The sequence below is a fragment of the Pseudoalteromonas sp. M8 genome (assembly GCF_018141365.1).
In the GTDB taxonomy this organism is placed as follows: domain Bacteria; phylum Pseudomonadota; class Gammaproteobacteria; order Enterobacterales; family Alteromonadaceae; genus Pseudoalteromonas.
Map to the genome: position 1 here is coordinate 3,276,226 of NZ_CP047240.1, position 21,710 is coordinate 3,297,935.

General features: G+C 43.8%; 22 protein-coding genes. 9 read left to right on the top strand and 13 right to left on the bottom strand.

The genetic code is table 11. The features are described from left to right. The first annotated feature begins 41 nt into the window (after nt 1–41). From GSF13_RS19590 to GSF13_RS19615, 6 genes are all read left to right on the top strand, one after another. Entirely contained in the window at nt 42–590 is a 549-nt protein-coding gene (locus GSF13_RS19590) for a hypothetical protein (protein WP_211866779.1), read from the top strand. 166 nt (nt 591–756) lie between these two features. Further along, nucleotides 757–1,035, top strand: coding sequence for a DUF493 family protein YbeD (ybeD, locus tag GSF13_RS19595; protein WP_010606146.1), 279 nt, complete (start codon nt 757–759; stop codon nt 1,033–1,035). Between the two features lie 18 nt (nt 1,036–1,053). After that, nucleotides 1,054–1,707, top strand: a complete 654-nt coding sequence (lipB, locus tag GSF13_RS19600) for a lipoyl(octanoyl) transferase LipB (protein ID WP_174169868.1) — start codon at nt 1,054–1,056, stop codon at nt 1,705–1,707. After that, on the top strand, nt 1,704–2,669 hold the full coding sequence (lipA, locus tag GSF13_RS19605; RefSeq protein WP_010606145.1) for a lipoyl synthase: 966 nt from the start codon (nt 1,704–1,706) through the stop codon (nt 2,667–2,669). The genes lipB and lipA overlap by 4 nt, the downstream gene beginning before the upstream one ends. A gap of 180 nt (nt 2,670–2,849) precedes the next feature. Then, nucleotides 2,850–3,926: a tetratricopeptide repeat protein gene (locus GSF13_RS19610; protein WP_211866781.1), complete on the top strand. Its 1,077-nt coding sequence runs from the start codon at nt 2,850–2,852 to the stop codon at nt 3,924–3,926. Nucleotides 3,927–4,179: 253 nt separating this feature from the next. Next, a complete protein-coding gene (locus GSF13_RS19615) occupies nt 4,180–5,382 on the top strand; it encodes an aromatic amino acid transport family protein (protein WP_211866783.1) in 1,203 nt (400 codons plus the stop codon). 25 nt (nt 5,383–5,407) lie between these two features. Here GSF13_RS19615 and GSF13_RS19620 read toward each other — a convergent pair whose 3' ends face one another. The 3 genes from GSF13_RS19620 to pomA all read right to left on the bottom strand — a co-directional run bounded on the left by GSF13_RS19620 (nt 5,408) and on the right by pomA (nt 7,789). Further along, a complete protein-coding gene (locus tag GSF13_RS19620) occupies nt 5,408–5,911 on the bottom strand; it encodes a hypothetical protein (RefSeq protein WP_147389350.1) in 504 nt (167 codons plus the stop codon). A gap of 178 nt (nt 5,912–6,089) precedes the next feature. Continuing rightward, nucleotides 6,090–7,019, bottom strand: a complete 930-nt coding sequence (locus tag GSF13_RS19625) for a flagellar motor protein MotB (RefSeq protein WP_174169865.1) — start codon at nt 7,017–7,019, stop codon at nt 6,090–6,092. A gap of 2 nt (nt 7,020–7,021) precedes the next feature. Continuing rightward, complete coding sequence (gene pomA / locus GSF13_RS19630; RefSeq protein WP_010606140.1) at nt 7,022–7,789, bottom strand: flagellar motor protein PomA; 768 nt, start codon at nt 7,787–7,789, stop codon at nt 7,022–7,024. 233 nt (nt 7,790–8,022) lie between these two features. Between pomA and xseB the strand changes: the two genes are divergently transcribed. The 3 genes from xseB (at nt 8,023) to dxs (ending at nt 11,188) form a co-directional block, all read left to right on the top strand. Further along, complete coding sequence (xseB, locus tag GSF13_RS19635; protein ID WP_010606139.1) at nt 8,023–8,262, top strand: exodeoxyribonuclease VII small subunit; 240 nt, start codon at nt 8,023–8,025, stop codon at nt 8,260–8,262. Beyond that, the gene (gene ispA / locus GSF13_RS19640; protein ID WP_174169864.1) at nt 8,262–9,161 is read left to right on the top strand and encodes a (2E,6E)-farnesyl diphosphate synthase; all 900 of its coding nucleotides are present in this window, start codon (nt 8,262–8,264) and stop codon (nt 9,159–9,161) included. Before xseB ends, ispA begins: the two co-directional genes overlap by 1 nt. Nucleotides 9,162–9,325: 164 nt before the next feature. Next, entirely contained in the window at nt 9,326–11,188 is a 1,863-nt protein-coding gene (gene dxs, locus GSF13_RS19645; RefSeq protein ID WP_102057344.1) for a 1-deoxy-D-xylulose-5-phosphate synthase, read from the top strand. A 54-nt stretch (nt 11,189–11,242) separates the two neighbouring features. Here dxs and GSF13_RS19650 read toward each other — a convergent pair whose 3' ends face one another. The 10 genes from GSF13_RS19650 to glyA all read right to left on the bottom strand — a co-directional run bounded on the left by GSF13_RS19650 (nt 11,243) and on the right by glyA (nt 21,547). After that, nucleotides 11,243–14,323: a ligand-binding sensor domain-containing diguanylate cyclase gene (locus GSF13_RS19650; RefSeq protein ID WP_010606136.1), complete on the bottom strand. Its 3,081-nt coding sequence runs from the start codon at nt 14,321–14,323 to the stop codon at nt 11,243–11,245. A 24-nt stretch (nt 14,324–14,347) separates the two neighbouring features. Then, entirely contained in the window at nt 14,348–14,830 is a 483-nt protein-coding gene (locus tag GSF13_RS19655) for a phosphatidylglycerophosphatase A (protein ID WP_010606135.1), read from the bottom strand. An 8-nt stretch (nt 14,831–14,838) separates the two neighbouring features. Continuing rightward, on the bottom strand, nt 14,839–15,801 hold the full coding sequence (gene thiL, locus GSF13_RS19660) for a thiamine-phosphate kinase (protein WP_010606134.1): 963 nt from the start codon (nt 15,799–15,801) through the stop codon (nt 14,839–14,841). 43 nt (nt 15,802–15,844) lie between these two features. After that, complete coding sequence (nusB, locus tag GSF13_RS19665) at nt 15,845–16,255, bottom strand: transcription antitermination factor NusB (protein ID WP_010372094.1); 411 nt, start codon at nt 16,253–16,255, stop codon at nt 15,845–15,847. Between the two features lie 11 nt (nt 16,256–16,266). After that, nucleotides 16,267–16,731, bottom strand: coding sequence for a 6,7-dimethyl-8-ribityllumazine synthase (ribE, locus tag GSF13_RS19670; RefSeq protein ID WP_010372096.1), 465 nt, complete (start codon nt 16,729–16,731; stop codon nt 16,267–16,269). 116 nt (nt 16,732–16,847) lie between these two features. Further along, nucleotides 16,848–17,960 carry a bifunctional 3,4-dihydroxy-2-butanone-4-phosphate synthase/GTP cyclohydrolase II gene (ribBA, locus tag GSF13_RS19675; protein WP_010606133.1) on the bottom strand — a complete coding sequence of 371 codons (1,113 nt, stop codon included), beginning with the start codon at nt 17,958–17,960 and terminating at the stop codon, nt 16,848–16,850. Nucleotides 17,961–17,988: 28 nt separating this feature from the next. After that, nucleotides 17,989–18,645, bottom strand: a complete 657-nt coding sequence (locus GSF13_RS19680; RefSeq protein WP_211866785.1) for a riboflavin synthase — start codon at nt 18,643–18,645, stop codon at nt 17,989–17,991. Between the two features lies 1 nt (nt 18,646). Next, nucleotides 18,647–19,759: a bifunctional diaminohydroxyphosphoribosylaminopyrimidine deaminase/5-amino-6-(5-phosphoribosylamino)uracil reductase RibD gene (gene ribD, locus GSF13_RS19685; RefSeq protein ID WP_211866787.1), complete on the bottom strand. Its 1,113-nt coding sequence runs from the start codon at nt 19,757–19,759 to the stop codon at nt 18,647–18,649. After that, nucleotides 19,756–20,205, bottom strand: a complete 450-nt coding sequence (gene nrdR, locus GSF13_RS19690; RefSeq protein ID WP_010372109.1) for a transcriptional regulator NrdR — start codon at nt 20,203–20,205, stop codon at nt 19,756–19,758. Before nrdR ends, ribD begins: the two co-directional genes overlap by 4 nt. 85 nt (nt 20,206–20,290) lie before the next feature. Further along, nucleotides 20,291–21,547, bottom strand: coding sequence for a serine hydroxymethyltransferase (gene glyA / locus GSF13_RS19695; protein ID WP_010372111.1), 1,257 nt, complete (start codon nt 21,545–21,547; stop codon nt 20,291–20,293). Between the last annotated feature and the right edge of the window lie 163 nt (nt 21,548–21,710).

Genomic DNA, 21,710 nt, shown 5'->3' on the forward strand with positions numbered 1-21,710 from the left:
CAAAACAATAGAATCAAATGGAAAAATAAAAGGATAAATTAATGACTTTCATTGAACAAATAAAGTCCACTCCATTTTATATCTACATTAGCATGATGGCTTATCTTACCTTCCTTGCGTTAAGCTACCATTTAAAGATGCCAGAACTTTCATATATTGGATTTTATTTAATACTCTATTCCATGCTCTATGAGTTAAGTTCTTTAATAAAAAATAGCGATGCTAGCTTAGAATCAAGTCACAACTTTGGACACTTGAGATATTTATTTGCTTTCGTAGTAATATTTTTTGGTCTTATTGCTTTTCCACTTCGCCCTGTGTTCGTTACAGTAATCAATTTTATGGTGATTGCCGCTATCATCTATCAATTAATACTCGTTTTAAATACTAAGTTCTTACAATCTAAAGAAAATATTATTAATAGTTTTAAACGAAAAAAAACAGGAATTTTACTGCTACTATTCGTAATGACGGTATTGCAATTTTTCTTTGATGATCTAACCTTTGCTAACAATAGTCATTTTTTTCTTCTCATTCTCACCTCAGAAGTTTTCGATGATTGTAAGGGTTTAATCTCTAACACTCACTAAGCTCTATACGGCTTAGCAAAAACGTCCTGCGTATGGACGTTTTTTTTTGTCTTAAAAATGATAGAATGCGGCCAATAAATGACGACCTTGGAAACTCAAGGCTTGAAAGAGTCCCTAAGTGACCAAATAAAGGCGTCAGCAAGTAGTTCGTTGTGAGGATACCGTCGTGGTAAAACCAGTTAAAAATACTAAGTTTGATGAATACTTAGAATTTCCTTGCCCATTTACATTCAAAATTATGGGCCTAGCAAATGTCAATTTGACGGATCAGATCCTAGCCAAACTGCAGGTTATTGCACCTGGTGATTATGCACCAAAGGTTAAACCAAGCAGTAAAGGCACCTATGAAGCCGTATCTCTAGTCGTTACAGTAACCAGCAAAGAGCATATCGAGCAGATTTATACCGAGATCGGTGGCATCGAAGACGTCCGCTACATCCTGTAGTTGGTAAGGACCCTAGTTATGGAATCTCGTAAGTTAATTGTGCGCCAACTTGGCCTTTGTCGTTACGAACCAATTTGGCACAAAATGCAATCTTTTACCGACGAGCGTGATGACACCACAGCGGATGAAATCTGGCTGGTGGAACATGAGCCTGTTTTTACGCAAGGTCAAGCAGGTAAAGAAGAGCATGTTTTGGCGCCAGGTGACATTCCCGTCGTAAAAGTGGATCGCGGCGGTCAAGTTACCTATCACGGTCCTGGGCAACAAATGCTTTATGTGCTGCTCAACTTACGACGATTGAAAATAGGGGTACGTGAGCTCGTCACTTGGCTAGAAGAAAGCATTATCGACTCCCTAAAAGAATATGGGATAGAGGCTTATGCTAAAGCCGATGCACCAGGTGTATACGTCAACGATAGCAAGATAGCATCTCTTGGACTTAGAGTCCGTCGTGGCTGCTCATTTCATGGGCTCGCACTCAACGTCAATATGGATCTTGGTCCATTTTTACGAATAAACCCTTGTGGTTACGCGGGCATGAATATGGTGCAAAGTAGCGAAATTAATGGACCTCAAACCGTCGCTGATGCGGGGGCCGGTCTGGTAAAACACATGCTAAAACGCATTAATGCTGAGCATGTCGAATACACTGAAGGGTTTGAAAACGTATGAGTAAACCAGTCAAAATGGAGCCTGGGGTAAAGCTCCGCGATGCTGAAAAAATGGCATTGATCCCAGTAAAAGTCATGCCAACAGAACGCGAAGAAATGCTGAGAAAGCCTGAGTGGTTAAAGATCCGTTTGCCAAAATCAAGTGAACGTATCGATGGCATTAAACAAGCAATGCGTAAGCACGGCTTACACTCTGTTTGTGAAGAGGCGTCATGCCCTAACCTTTCTGAGTGCTTTAATCACGGTACAGCAACCTTTATGATTTTAGGTGCAATTTGTACTCGCCGCTGTCCATTCTGCGATGTGGCTCATGGTCGTCCACTAAAACCTGACGCCCAAGAGCCTGAAAAGCTAGCGCTCACTATCAAAGACATGAAGTTAAGCTACGTTGTTATTACCTCTGTTGACCGTGATGATTTACGCGACGGTGGTGCACAACATTTTGCTGACTGTATTCGTGAGATCCGTAAGCATAACCCAGGTATTACAATCGAAATTCTTGTGCCTGATTTCCGCGGCCGTATGGACAGAGCACTTGAAATTTTGAGTGAAACACCACCGGATGTATTCAACCACAACCTTGAAACTGCACCGAGACTTTACAAGCTAGCGCGTCCAGGTGCCGACTATAAGTGGTCACTCGAATTGCTACGCCGTTTTAAAGAAGCGCATCCAGAGGTAAGAACTAAGTCTGGCTTAATGGTTGGACTGGGCGAAGAAATCTCTGAAATTGAAGAAGTCTTAAGAGACTTGCGCGAGCATAACGTAGATATGCTTACGGTAGGCCAGTACCTACAACCTTCAAAGCACCACTTACCGGTAAAGCGCTACGTGCCACCGGCAGAGTTTGATGGGCTAAAAGAGTATGCCGACGAAATAGGCTTTAGCCACGCAGCTTGCGGACCATTTGTACGCTCTAGCTACCATGCAGATCAGCAAGCCGCCGGTAAAGAAGTAAAATAACTGCTGCTCCTGAACTTAAGTTCAAGTAAAACGTATATTGCTCCTAGCCGTAAGTAGGAGCAATATCCATGCAATTTCCACTCTCCCCCTACGCATTTTTGTAAATTCAATGTAAAATAGCCAAAGTTCAGTTACTTAACCTGAGAGAACTGCTCCCTAATTTTCGGACATAACTTTAATATGAAATACGGACCAATCAGCTTTTACGCTATTTTTATTGCCGTTGTGGTGCTTGGAGGCAGCTTAGGTGGGCTCTTACAAGCGATGCGTTCAACGTCGTCATATAAGTTTCGCAAACCTAAGTTTAAGAGTGCGAATAGCGCCGCCCCAGAGTATTGGGACTTAGGTGGATTCGGTGTCATTCTAGCCGGTGTGATCTCAGCATTTATGGCAATCGGTGTGCTCACCATGGCGGGCGCTGCAGACTTCAGCCCAGTCAGTAAGTATGCATTTAAATCATATCAAAATGGTGAGCACGACTCCCACCATCAAAACAATGACGAGATACTCATTCCCGTGGCAATGTTTTCATCTGCGCATAACGATAATGCCGTTGAGATCAACCGCATTATCAAAGTGGTCGTAGAGCACAATCTGAAACGGGAAAATGACTCAATTACCGGTTCTGATAAAGCATTTTGGACTTGGATTAAGATCTTTTCATTCTCTATTTTAAGCGGTTTTGGCGGTGTAGGACTCGTTTCTAGCGCCTACAAACGCTACGTTGGCGAAGATGAATTCAATGACATCCAACAAAAGGTTAAAGAAGAGTATGAAATAGCACGTAAGAATACCGTAGAGATCGCACTCCAACGTGCTAGGGAATTGATTGCAAACTCACAATACGATGAAGCAATTAAGGTTTGTGATGACATTCTTACCAACATTCACCCAAACCATGCAAGAGCAATTGGCATAAAAGCCAGAGCACTCAGCCGAGATGGTAAGCTCGCAGAAGCCATCAAGTTGCTAGAAAGCGCACTTTCCATTTCAGATATGAGTGAGTCCGTCAGAGCTCGTATGCATTGGAATATAGCCTGTTATCAGACTCGTATAGATTTTAGCGAAGGCTTACCTGAGGAGCTAGATTGTATGGTCCGGACGCTGGGTGAGATCCGCAGCCATTTGGAACGTGCAATTGCGCTTGATGAGCATCTAAGGTTGAAGCTACCTGACGGTGAAAGTGACCTTATTGTGCTAAAGTCGCTCAGTGCGAGAGGTCAAGATTGGTTTGACAATTTAGTACGAGCACAATAGACTCTTAGGTAAGTTAGCTTGATACGGTGCATTTTCATGAGAGATGAAGACTTTATATAAAAGTTAAGGGTACAAGCACAAATTCACTGGATGGAAATACTGGTGATTAGAATAAGCCGCATATTGATATGCGGCTTTTTTGTTTTTGACACATGAATTTTATACGCAAATTGGTATTAGCAGCAAAACGGTTTCAATTCCGTGCTATTCGTTATATCTTGCCTCACCAGATAATAATAATCAGGGGCAAAACGTGCTTAAGAATAAAACTTTGGGCAGCATGCTAATTGTAGCAGGTACTACAATTGGCGCAGGTATGCTCGCCCTCCCGATTGCATCCGCAGGACTCGGCTTTTCTACCGCTATCGCGTTATTAACAATCACATGGTTGCTAATGACCTATACCGCTTTACTTATGCTGGAAATACATCAGTACGCGGATCAAGACGCTACGCTAAATACACTGGCGAAAAACTTACTTGGTAAATCGGGCCAATATGTCGCTAACTTTTCTATGGTATTTTTATTCTATGCGCTGTGTGCAGCTTATATCGCGGGAGGTGGTGCACAACTTCAAAGCAAACTGATTAGTGTATTGGGTGACGGGATCACTCCCCAACTCGGTTCAGTACTACTTGCTGTTATCATTGCAACCATAGTGACATTAGGCACAAGTACCGTCGATAAGCTTAACCAATTACTATTTACCATTAAAGTTATCGTGCTCGCGAGTTTATTTTTTATCCTGACTCCCTATGTTCATGGCCAACATCTTATCGATATGCCTGTGGAGCAAGGGCTTGTAATTGCGGCAATTCCTGTAATTTTCACTTCATTTGGGTTTCATGGTTCAATCCCCTCAATCGTCAAGTACGTTGGTGTAGATATTCGTCAATTACGTAAAGTGATGATGTTTGGTGCCTCCCTCCCCCTTATCATTTATGTGTTTTGGCAATTACTAAGCCAAGGTGTTATGGGGCAAGAGAGCTTAATGGCAAGTGAGGGACTGCCGGGTTTTGTAACCAGTATTTCTTCTATCGCACACAACGACAACGTACAATTATTTGTAACTGTGTTTGCAGATCTTGCTCTCGCGACTTCATTCTTAGGCGTGAGTCTCGGCTTATTCGACTTTTTTGCAGATGCCTTTAAGAAGCAAGATACTAAGAAAGACCGCATCAAGACGGCATTCATTACCTTCTTACCACCGCTTGGCTTTGCCCTCTTTTATCCAAAGGGCTTTATTATGGCACTGGGATATGCAGCGATTGCGCTCGTGGTGTTAGCGGTATTTCTACCAGTTGCTATGGTATGGAAACAGAGAAAAACCAGAGGTAATGATGGATATCAGGTTAAAGGAGGTACGCTTGGACTAGGACTTGCCGCTGTTTTCGGTGTGATGATCATCACCTCTCAGCTAATGCAAATGGCTGGCCTTATTCCTAGTTTGGGGTGAGTATTTTTCAATAGCTGGCCGAACACTATCGGCTAGCTCCTGCTTTTTCCATATCATCGCTAATGTAATGAAGCTTCCAAAACATAATTATTGGAGCAAAAGCCAAACACAAAGTCACCACATTGGTGATGGGTATGATAGTTGCGTATAAATAAGTCGAATAACTCAAATCCATTAAATGGTAATCAGTTAATCTAAACAGTTGTAAAATAGGCGCGGGTAAAACAACGAGCTGGGCTAATATACTCTGCCACATATACATTTTATCTTTTACAGCCCAATACGCAACAATCCCCATAAATAGGATGTCATTCAAGGCCCAGTATACGTAACGGATGACTTGGTGCTCATCAATAGAGCGAACAAAGTCGCTCGAGAACGTACCCACAATATAAAAAATCGCAACAAGTAGTGAATATCTAAGCGCCTTTTTATCTTTTAACACAAAGCAAAGAAAAACAGAAAGCAAAGCAATCCACACACTGTTATGTGCAAAAAATATACGAATAGGTTCCCAAGCTTCTAACATAGCTAAACGCTACTCTGGCTTCTTTTCTACAGAACCATCATCGGCGTCACCACCATCGCCGTTACCACCTGGCAATCTATAATTTTGGGGCTTTTTTATTGAAATCATTCTATTTCTCCTTTAAGTAGAACCAAACGGAACAATAGCGAATTCCCTGTAATTTGGCAACAAACTGTAACTAATTTTTCCTAACTTCAATAGGGTCTGATTCTTTCGCTTTACCCTGTAAAATCGAGATTTCGACACGCCGGTTTCGGCGCCTATCTGCATCGCTGTCATTAGGTACTAAAGGTCTAGTGTCTGCATGACCAACTACAACCATTCTGTTCTTATCAAAGCCACGGACACGCTCCATTACAGTCGCAACGGCTACCGCTCTAGTTGCCGATAAATCCCAGTTATTCGAATAAAGTTCGTTAGTCACTCTAAAGTCATCAGTGTGACCCGACACTGTAATTTCACCAGGTACATCTTTGAGCAGCTCTGCAATTTCGGCAATCACAGGTTCAAATTTAGGTTGTAGAAACGCACTTCCCGCAGGAAAAGAACCATTTTCTTGGATGCGAATAATAATTTGCTGCCCTAATGACTCGAGTTCAATTGCACCATCCATAATTTGCTTTTCTAGCTGCTGTGCAATCTTTTTAACGAGCTCGTTTACTTGCTCTTGGTCCGCAGAAGCAACTGCTTGGGTTGACGCCATTTCCTGTGCAGTACTGGCAGACTCACCACCACGCTTATTGCCTCGTTGCTCCTGTCTGCCACCCGCCGAAGCCTCGTCACCAGCTTGGAACTCTAGCATTTGCTGCGTCATTTCTACGGTTTGCTGTTGAATCGTTTCAATCGGTGTTGGTTCTGGCTTTCCTGGAGTAAATTCCATCGCAATCACGCTGGTACCTTTAGGAATATCTTTTACTTCAATTTTATTTTGCACACCAAAAGCAAACTTCATCGATCCTGCAATTTGCTTAAACTTCAGTACATCCATTTCGGAGAATGCCAATAGCAGTACGAAGAAGCACATTAACAACGACATGAGATCAGCAAACGTTCCCATCCAGGCAGGAAGACCTGGGGGGGGACATTTACATTCTTTCTCATCTGACATGATTATTCCTCAGCCTCAGCGCCACGTTTAGATTCTGGCAGATAGTTTTTCAAGATACCTTCAATGACTTTTGGATTTTGGCCATCTTGAATGCCTAAGATTGCATCTAAGATAAGGCGCTGGTTTCGCTCTTCTTCATCTTTACGAAGTTCAAGCTTAACCTGAATTGGGATCGCAACCACGTTAGCCAAAAACGCACCGTATAAAGTTGTCAAAAGTGCAACAGCCATAGCAGGTCCAATTGCTTTTGGATCGTCCATGTTAGATAACATCGCTACTAGGCCGATGAGCGTTCCAATCATCCCCATAGCAGGAGCGATATCGGCGAGGGACTTAAATAAGCCAGCGCCTAACTCGTGTCTTGAGGACGTTAGGGCAATATCTTTTTGCAATGTGGCACGCACAACATCAGCATCATGCCCATCGACTAACATATCGACACCTTTACGCATAAACTGGTTGGGGATTTCGGCTTCTTCTAACGCTAAAAAACCACCTTTGCGAGCTGAATCAGCAAGCTCAACGGCTTTTTCAATCAGCTCTTCCGGAGTTTCAATCTTGAACATGAAGGCCTTCCCGGCCACTTTTCCAATTCCGAAAAACTGTCCAAGCGTAAAGTTAGACAATACGATAAAAATTGAACCACCAAATACGATAACGACGGAAGGCGTGTTATAGAACATAGCGATCTGGCCATCACTACTTAGTACCATGGACATTACAATTAAACCTATGGCACCCAGGATCCCTATTACCGTTGCTAAATCCACATGTCCTCCGGGGAAGTTATTTGTGATAAATCACGCAGTTATTGTTGTTTGAGTTATCGGCAAGTTTTTCTACAACTTAACACTATTATATTAAAAAGTGTTTAAAATGCGAGTTTATAGCAGATCTTGTAATGCTGATACTCGGTCAGATCAAAAAGTCACTGGTTTTTTTGACCTTGGCGCACAATCACCCTAAAATTGCCACACTTTTACTTTACGGGTCAGCGTGACATATGGCAGTAAAAAAACCAGACAACTTGAGCTTTGAAGAAGCCATGCAAGAACTGGAGCAAATCGTTGCAGACATGGAAAACGGTAGCTTACCTTTAGATCAAGCACTTAAACAGTTTGAACGCGGGATAAAACTCGCAAAAGCTTCAAATCAGAAACTTCAGCAAGCTGAACAACAAGTCGCTATTTTAATGGGCGAGGATGAACAAGCACAATTACAGCCATTTGATAACGAAGCCTAATGTCGAAAAAATTACAAGAAAAGCTCCAGTTTGCTAAAACTCGTGTAGAAAACACCATTTTACACTATTTTGATAGTGTGCTTGAAACTGAAGAGAATATAAAAGCGGCTACACGCTATAGTATAGAAAACGGCGGCAAGCGCTTGCGACCGTTTTTAGTGTATTGTACTGGTGAATTATTTGGTGCTGCTCCAGAAGATTTAGACAAAGCTGCAGCCGCAATAGAGTGTGTGCATAGCTACTCTTTGGTGCACGACGATTTACCTGCTATGGATGATGATGATCTCAGACGCGGCCGTCCAACTTGCCACATCCAATTCGATGAGGCGACCGCGATTTTAGCTGGTGACGCTCTGCAAACGCTGGCATTTGAACTGCTAAGTGAACATTCATTCGCGGTAAGCCACCATGCCCAAATAAAAATGATTTCAGTGCTAGCCAAGGCATCGGGTCTACAAGGTATGATAGGCGGTCAAGCACTCGATATAGCAGCAACCAATCGTTTAATTACGATAGATGAGCTCGAACGTATTCATAAGCTAAAAACAGGTGCACTACTAAGCTGTGCAGTAGAACTTGGGATCTTATGTAGCGATCCGGAACGTGTTTCAGAGCAAGCACGTGATGCGATACGTACTTATGGACGTGCAATTGGCCTTGCATTTCAAGTCAGAGATGACATTCTTGATGTAGAAGGTGACACATTTGTGCTTGGTAAACCTCAAGGCTCTGATTTAGAACATAATAAATCTACCTATCCAGCATTATTGGGGTTAGAACAAGCAAAAGAAAAAGCTGAACATTTGATAGATGAAGCTTTAGAAGCGCTTACACGTATCAACGGTAATACAGAAATACTTGCAGATTTAGCAAAATACATCATAGATCGAGAATATTAAGCTGACGTATAAAATAGCTACGCCAAGCTAAGAAAATATTCACAAGAACTTTGTAAACGCTGGCTAACATAATATTATGACAAGTTAGTGAAGAATTTTAATAATTATGAAGTGGACCACGTGAGTAATTGCGCTGAGATTCACTTAGGACTCTGATAAATACCATGAAACTTGATAGTAGCAAGTATCCCTTACTCGCGTTAATTGACGAGCCAAGTCAACTCCGTCAATTACCCCAGCACAAGTTAACCGCCTTTAGTGATGAGCTTCGCGAGTATTTGCTGAACTCAGTCTCTCAAAGCAGCGGTCACTTTGCATCTGGTTTAGGCACTGTAGAGCTTACTGTAGCTTTACACTATGTGTATAACACACCAAGCGATAGGCTCGTTTGGGATGTAGGTCATCAAGCCTATCCGCACAAACTACTTACAGGTAGAAGAGATAGGATGCATACGATCCGCCAGAAAGATGGCCTGCACCCTTTCCCTTATAGAGAAGAAAGCGAATACGATACGTTTAGTGTTGGCCACTCAAGCACTTCTATATCAGCGGCACTTGGTATGGCTATCGCAGCTGAAAAAGAAGGGATTGGACGTAAGACCGTCGCCGTTATTGGTGATGGTGCAATGACCGCGGGCATGGCGTTTGAAGCCATGAATCACGCAGGCGACATCAATCCAGATATGTTAGTGATCCTAAACGACAACGAAATGTCTATCTCTGAAAACGTTGGCGCACTCACCAATCATTTCGCGAAGATCCTCTCTGGTAGCTTTTACACCAATATTCGAGAAGGCAGCAAAAAACTGCTGTCTGGTGTGCCGCCGGTAAAAGAGCTTGCAGGCCGTATGGAAGAGCATTTAAAGGGGATGATAATCCCTGGTACTTTCTTTGAAGAGCTAGGCTTTAACTATATTGGCCCAATTGACGGACATAACGTAGATACTTTGGTAGATACGCTGCGTAATATGCGTAACCTAAAAGGCCCTCAACTATTACACGTTAAAACCCAAAAAGGGAAAGGTTATAAACCTGCAGAAGCAGATCCTATTGGTTATCATGCCGTGCCTAAGTTCGATCCAAGCGTCCATAGCTTACCCAAATCAAAACCTAGTGCACCAACCTTTTCAAAGGTGTTTGGAGATTGGCTTTGCGATATGGCTGCACAAGATAATAAGCTCATGGCAATCACACCAGCAATGCGTGAAGGCTCGGGCATGGTACGCTTTTCTAAAGAGTACCCTGCTCAATATTTTGATGTTGCCATTGCTGAGCAACATGCTGTGACACTGGCAGCGGGTTTTGCTTGTGAAGACCTCAACCCAGTGGTTGCAATCTATTCTAGCTTCTTGCAACGCGCATACGACCAACTCATTCATGATGTCGCACTACAAAATCTGCCAGTGTTGTTCGCTATTGACCGTGCCGGTGTCGTTGGTGCGGATGGTGAGACGCACCAAGGCGCATACGACTTAAGTTTCTTGCGCTGTATCCCGAATATGGTGATCATGGCACCAAGCGACCTTAATGAGTGCCGCCAAATGCTCTACACAGGTCATCGCCTAGATAGGCCAGCAGCAGTGAGATACCCCAGAGGTAGTGCGGGAAGCGCCGAGATTGATACGGAAATGACCGCAATAGAAGTTGGTAAGGGCAAGGTAGTAAGAGAAGGTGAAAAGCTGGCTATTTTAAGCTTTGGTACATTGCTTGAAAACGCTCAAGCCGTAGCCGAAGAGCTAAATGCCACACTTGTAGATATGCGTTTTGTCAAACCCTTAGACTGCGCCCTTATCGAAGAGTTGGTTGTAACTCACGAGCGCTTCGTCACACTTGAAGATAATGCTATTGCCGGTGGCGCAGGCTCCGCAGTAAGCGAGTATTTAATTGCTCAAGGCCATCAAAAACCAATTAAACTTCTTGGTCTACCTGACGAGTTTATTAAGCATGGTTCACAAACTGAGATCCATGCCGAGCTGGGCTTAAACAGCGAAGGCATCAGTCAACAAATTAAGGCTTGGCTTGCGTGAGTCTGCATTCAACCTAAAAAAGGCTTCCATTTGGAAGCCTTTTTGCTATGAGTTTTACCTCATCCATACACTGATTTCAGCAAGCCCATTACTTTGTAATAACTGTAATTGAGACTCTATATTCGCACTTTGTTCAAACTCAAAAGCATCTAACTGATCATCAAAAGTAATTGTTGCAGCACCATCCCCACCGCGTTGTTTAACTTGATGCAGCGCAATATCAGCCAAATTCACTGATGATTCCCAACCAATCACTTTGCCACCGAGTAGTGGTAGAGGGTAATAAGACCACCCCATAGAAACTGTCAGCTTAGTGGTTTTTCCATTAGGAAGTCGATAGTCCGTCTCAGCAATGGCTTTACATAAATCACTAACATACTCTTCAATGTCATCTCGACTGAAATCACGCAATAACAATAAGAATTCATCCCCACTCCATCTAACAACATAGTCTGAACCTTGAGTACGGGTATTTAAAAGTGTCGCTAACTGTTGTAAGCAACTGTCGCCACCAATAGGACCATAAGAATCGTTAATCTTACTAAAGTCATCGATATTCATGATCATGAGCACTAGGCTCTTATTTTGGGCTTGTAGTGATTGAGCATTGCGCTGGTAGTGCTCAACATCTTTAGGAAGTTGATCAAACAAAAAGCGACGACTTCGCAAGCCTGTCAGCTCATCGGAATGACTAACCAGCTTAAGTTGTGTATTAACTTGATTTAGCTTTTCATTTGCCTTTCTAAGCTCCGTTGTACGCTCTGCAACTAACGCCTCTAATGCGGCCTGCTTTCTTCTTTCTTGTGCTCTAAACACCCAAAAAATCAGATAGAACATAAAGATAAATGCACAAGTAATAAACAATCTAAAGTAAATCGTTTCGTCGAAGCGCCGAGGTAGTACAATTGATAAGCTTAGCACTTTAGCCTTTTCCCAATCTTGTCCTTGGCGCTTAGCTTCTAACACAAAGGTAAAGTTGCCTGGAGGCAAATTGGTGTAAATGGCTTCACGCCGTGATTGTGCATCCCGCCATTGTGTATCATGGCCATTTAGTTTGTATCTAAACTCAATGCTATGAGGCGCATAAAAATCGATGGCTGTATAATTGATAGTTAAATCGCGTTCCGATGTTTCAAGCTGGATCACTTGATTTAATGATTCTGTACTAAATACTCTATCGTGGGTAGACAATGACTCTAGCCTTGGCAATAAATCCCCACCGCCAAAAAGCTGGACATTTTTAGGGATCTCAACAACGCCTTGTAAGCTGGGGTAAAAAATAGCTGACTCGGTTTCAACCACGGCATCATGCCCAAGGCCTGAACAACATTGGCTTGGTCTGCCATCAAGCTGCCTATCGAATGGGCTTATTACTTGTTCAACTTGCAAACTCTCTATAACGTGACCAAATTGCGCAACGGGCATGCGATATACCCCTTTCATTGTGCTCACCCAGATGAGCTGATTGCTCTTGTCATAATGCAAAGAAAATATCGATCCGTAAGGCAATCCATTTGAAGCATCAAGCTGATACCAATCACCATCTGAGGTACGATAGAATAATCCGTCATTGAGTGAACCCACCAAAGTCGTTACGGTATCTAAGTGTAATATGCTGGTGATATAAGCTGTATCTAACGAAGTTTGCGAGCCTATTTTTTCGATGCCTTTATCATTGTAGCGATACGCACCTTTGTTAGTACCGATAAAACCATATCTCGGAAAATCCTCAACAAAAGTAACAAATTGACTACCAAGAAAAGCGTTGTAGGCAAATGGCGTTATCCCCTTGTAATCAAGACGATACAAACCTCTCCCTGTACCAAACCACATTCCCCCTCGGTTTGAAGGGCTTAGTGAAAAGACTGGATTCTGTCTGAGCTCTCGCTCAGTTAATTTTTGTAGTGTGCCATTTTCGTAGATAAGTGCACCACGGTCTGTCCCAAGAATGAGTTTTTCGCCAATAAACTCCAAGTCGTGTATCACGGAACGATTTAACTGCGCACTAGTTAGCACGGGTTGATAACTATCATTCAATCCCATAATGCCAAGCCCCTCACGACTAGCGACCCATAACTGACCAGAGGGCCCCTGTGTGATGGCTGAAATTGCTTGGTTTACTCTAGGACCAATATGATGCCGCTCCACTTTTCCTGAGTGGGCCAGCCACAAGCCTTCATTTAAACTGGCAAGCCAGATATTATTATCTTTGTCCATAAAGATATCTGCAAACCAGATACTTTGATCCAACTGAATTGGCTCGACAGCTTGCCAAACACCATTATTCTGTCGATATAACAGCCGACCATAAGTAGAGACCCATAGCCCGCCTTCCTTATCATTTAGAAACTTATATACGGCATTGTTACCCGCATCTTGATAACGGCGTAGTACTTCGTCAATATCTAGAAAATACGCACCCAACTCTGATGCTAAGAACAACTTACCATCGACCCAAGCTAAGTCATGTATAATGGTTTGCGCTAACTGCTCAGGTAGTGAAACCTTACTCGCCAGCTCAAGCCTAACGCCATCACCGTTGCGATTGCTTGATTCACTGATTTTAAGTAGGTGACGTTCATTCACTAGCCAAATACCATCAGGCACCAACGCCATTTTAGTCACAGAACCTACGATTTGGTTTATTTGAGTCACATCTAACGTACTTTGTTCGATGTTATTGGCGGCTAACGTCAGCTTTTTCGCAGAAACATAATACAGACCATTCGCAGCAATCCAGATCCCGCCATCTTCATCTTGCAAGATATCTCGTACAGGCCCCTGCAGATCGAAACGCCGAGCTTCTAAGGTTTGGGGATTGAGTCTTAACAATCCTCGACGCGTGCCAACCCAGAGCATGCCAAATCGATCCACCACCAATTTATTAATGGCATTACTATTTAAAAACTCGGTATTTTGGGTGTTGAAGTTTTGGAATTGATGACCATCAAACCGACTTAAGCCAAACTGAGTTCCGAGCCAAATGTAGCCTTGATTGTCTTGAACGACACTCTTAACGCTTTGTGACGGTAACCCACTTTGGATATTCCACTGTTTAACTACGTAATCATCTATCGCCGCAAAACTCGTAATTGGTAGCAGCAAAGTGAAAATGAAAAACAATAGCCTTGTCATCTCGATTCCATCACATCAGCACAGTTAGACTAAAATGCCAGTTTTAAACAAAGCTTGCACGCAAATCAATGAAAAAATGCCAGCTAATACATCATCTAGCATAATCCCCGAGCCACCGTGCAAACGTTTATCGAGCCATCTTATCGGACCCGGTTTCAAAATATCGAAAAAGCGGAACAAAATAAAGCCAACGATTAATGACTGCCAGCTAAGCGCCGCCCCTATCATGGTAATATAAAAACCTGCCACTTCATCCCAGACAATGGCTGGGTGGTCATGAACATTAACATCGTCTGCTGTTTTACCACACACCCAGATCCCAAATAACGTCATGACAATCGCAACCAGACATTGCAGCCAAATTGGTGCGCCTTGGGTTGCAAAAATAAACGGTAATGCGGCGAAGGTGCCAAAAGTACCAGGTGCTTTTTTCGCTAAACCAAGACCAAACCCGAGTGCAAAGAATTGATGCGGCTTCTTTAAATTAAATACATACTGCTTAGCCAAACCAACTCCTAGCTAAAATGCTCAAAACCAAACCCTGAGAGCTGGTAAGGTTGACCTTTTTTGAGCAATTGAATTTCGCCATTATTAGCCGTAATTTGGCCAATACAAACTGGCTCAACACCATATTGCTTCAATCTGGTTTCCACGGCATTTTTGTTATTATCATTGACCGTGAAGAGTAACTCGTAGTCATCGCCAAAACCGAGCGCGAGCCGCATGCGTGCATCTTCATCAAGGCTTGAGCGCAGCGCATCAGACTGAGGAACTTTATCGGCGTTTATCTTAGCGCCAACTAACGAGCTACGTAAAATATGCTTAAGATCCGCGAGTAGACCGTCTGAGATATCAATTGCAGAGGTAGCAAGACCCCTAAGAACTTGGCCCGCAGCAACCCTTGGTGCTGGGTAGTTAAACTTTTCAAGCGCCGCTTTGTAATGTTTTGGCTCAAGTGTCCAGCCCTGTTTTCGCGCTTCAATAGCAAGCCCTGCGTCACCAAGTGGACCTGTTACATAAATCCAATCACCCACCCGCGCTCCTGAGCGCTTGAGTGCTTTACCAGTTGGTACAATACCTTTTGCACATACAGTGATAGTCAATGGACCTTGCGTTGTATCGCCACCTATTACTTGTACGTTATAGTACTCAGCAATTTCATGCATGCCCTCAGTGAAGGCTTCTAACCACTCCAAGTCAGCCTTAGGTAGCGTTAAACCAAGTGACACCCAAGTAGGTTCTGCACCCATAGCAGCTAAGTCGCTAAGATTCACAGCGATAACCCGATGGCCTAGTGCTCGAGGTGGAATATCTTCAAAAAAGTGCACACCCGCAACTAGCGTATCCGTAGTTACCGCAAGTTGATTGCCAGCAGGAACTGAAACCAAGGCGCAGTCATCACCGATCCCAAGCTCTACATCTCGGCGAGTAATGCCACGGCCTTTAAAGTAGTGATTGATTAGCTCAAATTCTTTCATACACAAAAAAGCCGGCCAAGGCCGGCTATTCCTATAGTAAAGCTTATTTGCGAATAAACTTAACCGCTTTGTCTAGTACACCGTTAACGAATTTGTGGCTCTCTTCAGCGCCAAACATTTTCGCTAACTCAATACCTTCGTTGATAGCCACTTTGTATGGCACATCTTCACGGAATTTAAGCTCATAAGCACTAACACGTAACACGGCAAGCTCAACCATATCCAATTCTTCAAGTGGACGAGCTAAATGCGGACGAATTGCTTCGTCTAGCTGCTTTTGGTTAACAACAACACCACGCGCTAAGTCTTTGAAGTATTCTACATCGACTTTCGTTACGTCGTTTTCGATCAGCATTTGCTGTTCGATATCGGCAATTGGGTTACCACTTAGCTGCCAAGAATAAATAGCTTGTAAAGCAAGTACACGTGCTTTGCGTCTAGCTGCTGGTTTCACTGAGATTCCTCTTAAATTTGCTCTAGCACGTTCACCATTTCTAGAGCTCCAAGGGCGGCTTCTCCCCCTTTGTTGCCCATTTTAGTGCCCGCGCGCTCGATAGCTTGCTCAATGCTTTCAGTAGTAAGTACACCAAAAGCAACAGGGATGTCATAATCTAATGAAACGCTAGCTAAGCCTTTGTTAGACTCGTTAGCAACTAAATCGAAGTGTGGTGTACCACCACGAATAATCACACCTAGCGCAATAATCGCGTCGTGCTCTTTTTTCATCGCAACGCGTTTTGCTGCTAGTGGTAGTTCAACCGCTCCGGGTACATATACAACCGTGATGTCTTCATCGCTAACACCACCGGTACGTTTTAATTCATCTACAGCGCCTTCAAGTAAGCTGCTACCGATAAAATCGTTAAAACGTGAAATGACAATGGCAAATTTTTTGCCAGGAGCGTATTTATTACCTTCGATTACTTTCATTAGATGTTCCTAATCTGTATGAGCAATTGCCAAATTGAGGCGCATGATAGCACAGTAATGTGGCAATCGCCTACTATCTGAATATAGGCGATTGCAATCAATTTGGCATTTTGGAATTATTTTGGTTCGACGTATTCAACCACTTCTAAATGGAAACCAGACAGTGCATGATATTTTTTAGGTAGACTCATTAGGCGCATTTTCTGAATGCCTAAATCAGCCAAAATTTGCGACCCCACACCTACGGTGCGCGAAGTACCTTGGAATTTACGGTAGTTCACCTGTTCACCCGCATCTTCCGCAGCAAATGCCTTAACCAGCGCTTCCATCTCTTCGCTGCGTTCTTGCTTACCAAGAATGACTAATACGCCTTCGTTGTCGGCGATGTGCTTCATGGCACTTTGCAGTGTCCAGCTTCTATCCGCGCTGCGATCTGAATGAAGAATATCGTTAAACGTGCTTTGCAAATGCACACGTACTAAATTGGCTTCTTCCGATTTGATCTCGCCCTTTACCATCGCATAATGCAGTTGATTATCAATGGTGTCTTTGTACGTCACTAGATTAAACTCACCAAACTCAGTAGGCAGTTTACACTCTGCTACTTTTTCGATAGTGGTTTCGTTTAAGTTACGATACTCAATTAAATCAGCAATGGTGCCGATTTTAATATCGTGTTCTTTTGCGAATACTTCTAGTTGTGGGCGACGTGCCATAGTGCCGTCTGGATTGAGAATTTCAACAATCACAGATGCAGGCTCCAGTCCCGCCAAACGCGCTAAATCACATCCGGCTTCAGTATGGCCTGCACGCGTTAAAACGCCGCCTGGTTGCGCCATGATTGGGAAGATATGACCTGGTTGTACAATATCTTCAGGTACTGCACCTTTGGCAACTGCAGCTTGTACTGTACGGGCGCGATCTGCCGCTGAAATACCTGTCGTTACGCCTTTCGCAGCTTCAATAGACAAAGTAAAGTTGGTAGAGAACTGAGCGCCATTGGTTTTCACCATTAGTGGCAAGTTCAGCTGCTCACAGCGCTCCTGTGTCATGGTCAAACAGATTAACCCGCGACCATATGTTGCCATGAAATTAATTGCATCTGGTGTAATGTGCTCTGCTGCAATGATCAGATCACCTTCATTTTCTCGGTCTTCATCGTCCATCAAAATAACCATTTTACCGGCTTTAATGTCCGCGATGATTTCCTCAGCACTATTTAAACTCATAGTTTTCCCATTTTTACTTTGTCTATGGCTACTTTATAAAGCCAGCTTTCACCAATAGACTGGTTGTGAGAGTGGACTCGCTGGCAGCGCTTGGCTCACCCTGAATTAGTCTTTCGAGGTAGCGGGCGATTTGGTCAACCTCTAGGTTTAATTTTGACCCAACTTGAAAACCTGCAATCGTCGTTTCTTGCGCCGTGTGTGGCACTATGGTCAATTTAAAGCGATTTTGTTCCACGGCATTGACCGTCAAACTGATACCATCAATGGCAACCGAACCTTTATACGGAATATACTTCATTAGCGATGACGGCGCAGCTAACCAATAGTCAGTCGCTCTGGCATTAGCGGTTATCTCAACCACTTCAGCAATACCATCCACATGGCCTGACACCAAATGACCGCCTAGACGTGAAATCGGCTGCAGTGCCTTTTCAAGATTTACCTTTTGGCCTTGTTTGTACTCGGCAAAACGCGTCAAACTTAAGGTTTCGTTAGAAACATCGGCTTTGAAGCCATCATGAAACTTCTCAGTTACGGTCAGGCAAACCCCGTTCGTGGCAATACTATCACCCAAGTTTACATCACTCATATCAAGAGATGTCGTGGTCACACGAACAATTAAATCGCCGCCCTTGAGCTGCAATTGAGTTAATGTTCCTGTTGCTTCGATAATACCTGTAAACATTTTACTTCTCTTTAGTCGCGATAAGTTTGAGATCAGGCCCCACTTGGCAAACGTCGCCAAACACTAACTCAGGTATTTGCGACATGGCACTCAGTGGTGTGGTGTTAAACAGCCCTTTTCCAGCGCCAATTATTTTCGGTGCCAAATAGATGATATATTCATCGATTAGCCCTTGTTCATGCATTACCCCCGCAAGGGTGGCACCGGCCTCTAGCCAAACATAATTACAGTGCTTTTCAGCCAACTTGTTGAGAACGGCTTTTAGGTCGAGCTTACCGTTGATTTCAGGCACGACAATTTGCTCTACGAAATGAGGCCATTGCGCTGAATTATCAATAGTACGGCGAAAAATAATCACTGGAGATGCAATTTTAAATAGCGCAAGATCTGGTGTCAGACGATTTTGTGAGTCAATAATCGCACGTATCGGTTGGCGTAGCTCAGATTGGGGATAATCGGTGTCTTGCAAAAACTCTTCACGAACATTGAGTCTTGCGTTGTCTACCATAACTGTATCGGCTCCGGTCAAGACCACACAGCTCTGCGCGCGGTGGCGCTGTACGTCTAAGCGCGCTTCCGCTGAGGTAATCCACTTGCTCTGGCCATTGTTTAATGCGGTTTTACCATCAACAGAAGCGGCTAGCTTACAAGTCACGAACGGCAACCCATACTCCATTCGCTTCAAGAATCCGGTATTCAGTGCCCTTGCTTGTGGCTCTAACAAACCAGAAGCCGTTGCAATTCCCGCGGCTTCTAACATTGCCAATCCACGCCCTGCAACTTGTGGGTTGGGATCAACCATGGCTGCAACCACTCTGCTGACGCCTGCGTCAATCAGACCTTTTGCACACGGCGGCGTTCTGCCATAGTGACTACATGGCTCAAGCGTTACATAGGCAGTTGCACCTGCGGCTTTAGCTCCAGCTTGCTTAAGCGCATGTACTTCAGCATGGCCTTCACCTGCTTTTAAGTGTGCGCCTTCGCCGACTATTTCACCGTCTTTTACAATCACACAACCGACGTTTGGGTTTGGTGTTGTGGTGTATTTACCGCGCTTTGCAAGCGTGATGGCGCGGCTCATATAATCATGGTCTTGCGTTGTGAACTGGCTCAATCCCCCAACCTCGCAATTTCTTCACCAAACTCACGAATATCTTCGAAAGAGCGATATACTGAAGCAAATCGCACATAAGCCACTTTATCGAGCTTTTTAAGGGCTTCCATAATACATTCGCCAATCATGTCGCTTGGTACTTCACGTTCGCCAGTACCACGAATTTGAGATTTAATCTGATGTACTACTTCTTCTATTTGTTCTGTGCTGACGGGACGCTTTTCCAGCGCTCGGTGCATGCCATTGAGTAACTTATCTTCATTGAAAGGCTCTCTAGTACCATCTTGCTTTATCACGCGCGGCATTAAGAGCTCTGCGCCCTCGAAGGTAGTAAAACGTTCGTGGCATAAAATACACTCACGACGGCGACGGACTTGGTGGCCGGAAGCAACCAAACGTGAATCTATCACTTTGGTATCTTTGGCTGTACAGAATGGACAATGCATAGACGCTCTCGTTGACTCAAAAACAAAAAAGGCCGCTTGAATGCGGCCTTAATCATAACAAAAAACTGCTTTTTTGTGAGCGAAATTATGCGTAAACAGGTAATTTAGCGCAAATTGCTTTTACTTTTTCTTTCACTTGTGCCTGTACAGACTCATCATTGATGTTGTCTAGTACGTCACAGATCCAGCCAGCAAGCTCTTTCGACTCAGCTTCTTTGAAGCCACGACGAGTGATCGCAGGAGAACCGATACGAAGACCAGAAGTAACGAACGGTGAACGTGGATCGTTTGGTACAGAGTTTTTGTTTACTGTGATATTTGCACGGCCAAGCGCTGCATCTGCATCTTTACCTGTGATGTCTTTATCAATCAGGTCAAGTAGGAACAGGTGGTTTTCAGTTTTGCCAGAAACCACTTTATAGCCACGCTCCTGAAGTACCGCAACCATAGCTTGTGCATTTTTAACCACTTGCTCTTGGTATGACTTGAACTCTGGCTGTAGTGCTTCTTTGAACGCAACCGCTTTTGCAGCGATAACGTGACATAGAGGGCCACCTTGGCCACCAGGGAATACGGCAGAGTTTAGCTTTTTGTAGATTTCTTCATCATCACAAGCAGAGATGATAAGACCACCACGAGGACCCGCTAGCGTTTTGTGCGTTGTTGTTGTTACAACGTGTGCATGAGGCACTGGGCTTGGATAAATACCAGCGGCAACTAGACCTGCAACGTGCGCCATATCAACAAGTAGGTAAGCGCCTACTTTGTCAGCGATTTCGCGGAACTTAGCCCAGTCAACGATACCTGAGTACGCAGAGAAACCACCGATGATCATTTTTGGCTTGTGCTCAAGTGCTAACGCTTCAACTTGCGCGTAATCGATTTCACCAGTCTCTTCGTTTAGACCGTACTGAATAGCATTGTACGTTTTACCAGAGAAGTTTACGTGTGAACCGTGCGTTAAGTGACCACCGTGAGCAAGGCTCATACCTAGCACGGTATCATGTGGCTGAAGTAGCGCTTGGAATACCGCCGCGTTTGCTTGTGAGCCAGCGTGAGGCTGAACGTTTGCGTAAGTCGAACCAAATAGCGCATTGGCACGGTCAATCGCGAGCTGCTCAACCACGTCAACGTGCTCACAACCGCCGTAGTAACGCTTACCTGGGTAACCTTCAGCATACTTGTTTGTTAGCTGAGAACCCTGCGCTTCAAGTACACGTGGGCTACAGTAGTTCTCAGAAGCGATAAGCTCGATGTGCTCTTCTTGACGTGAAGTTTCTGCTTCAATCGCTGCAAATAGTTCTGGGTCAAAATCTGCAATATTCATGTTACGTTCTAACATGGTTTCTCCTAGGTAAACGTAAGGGTATTTTTAAAGACAATCTAGCATCACAAGATAACCAGTTTGCCTATGAAATCAGCATGGGCATATTTAAGCAGGGATTGAATTTATTTCACACCCCTATCGCGATGATATTTTTTTATTTAAACATTAATATTTTAAA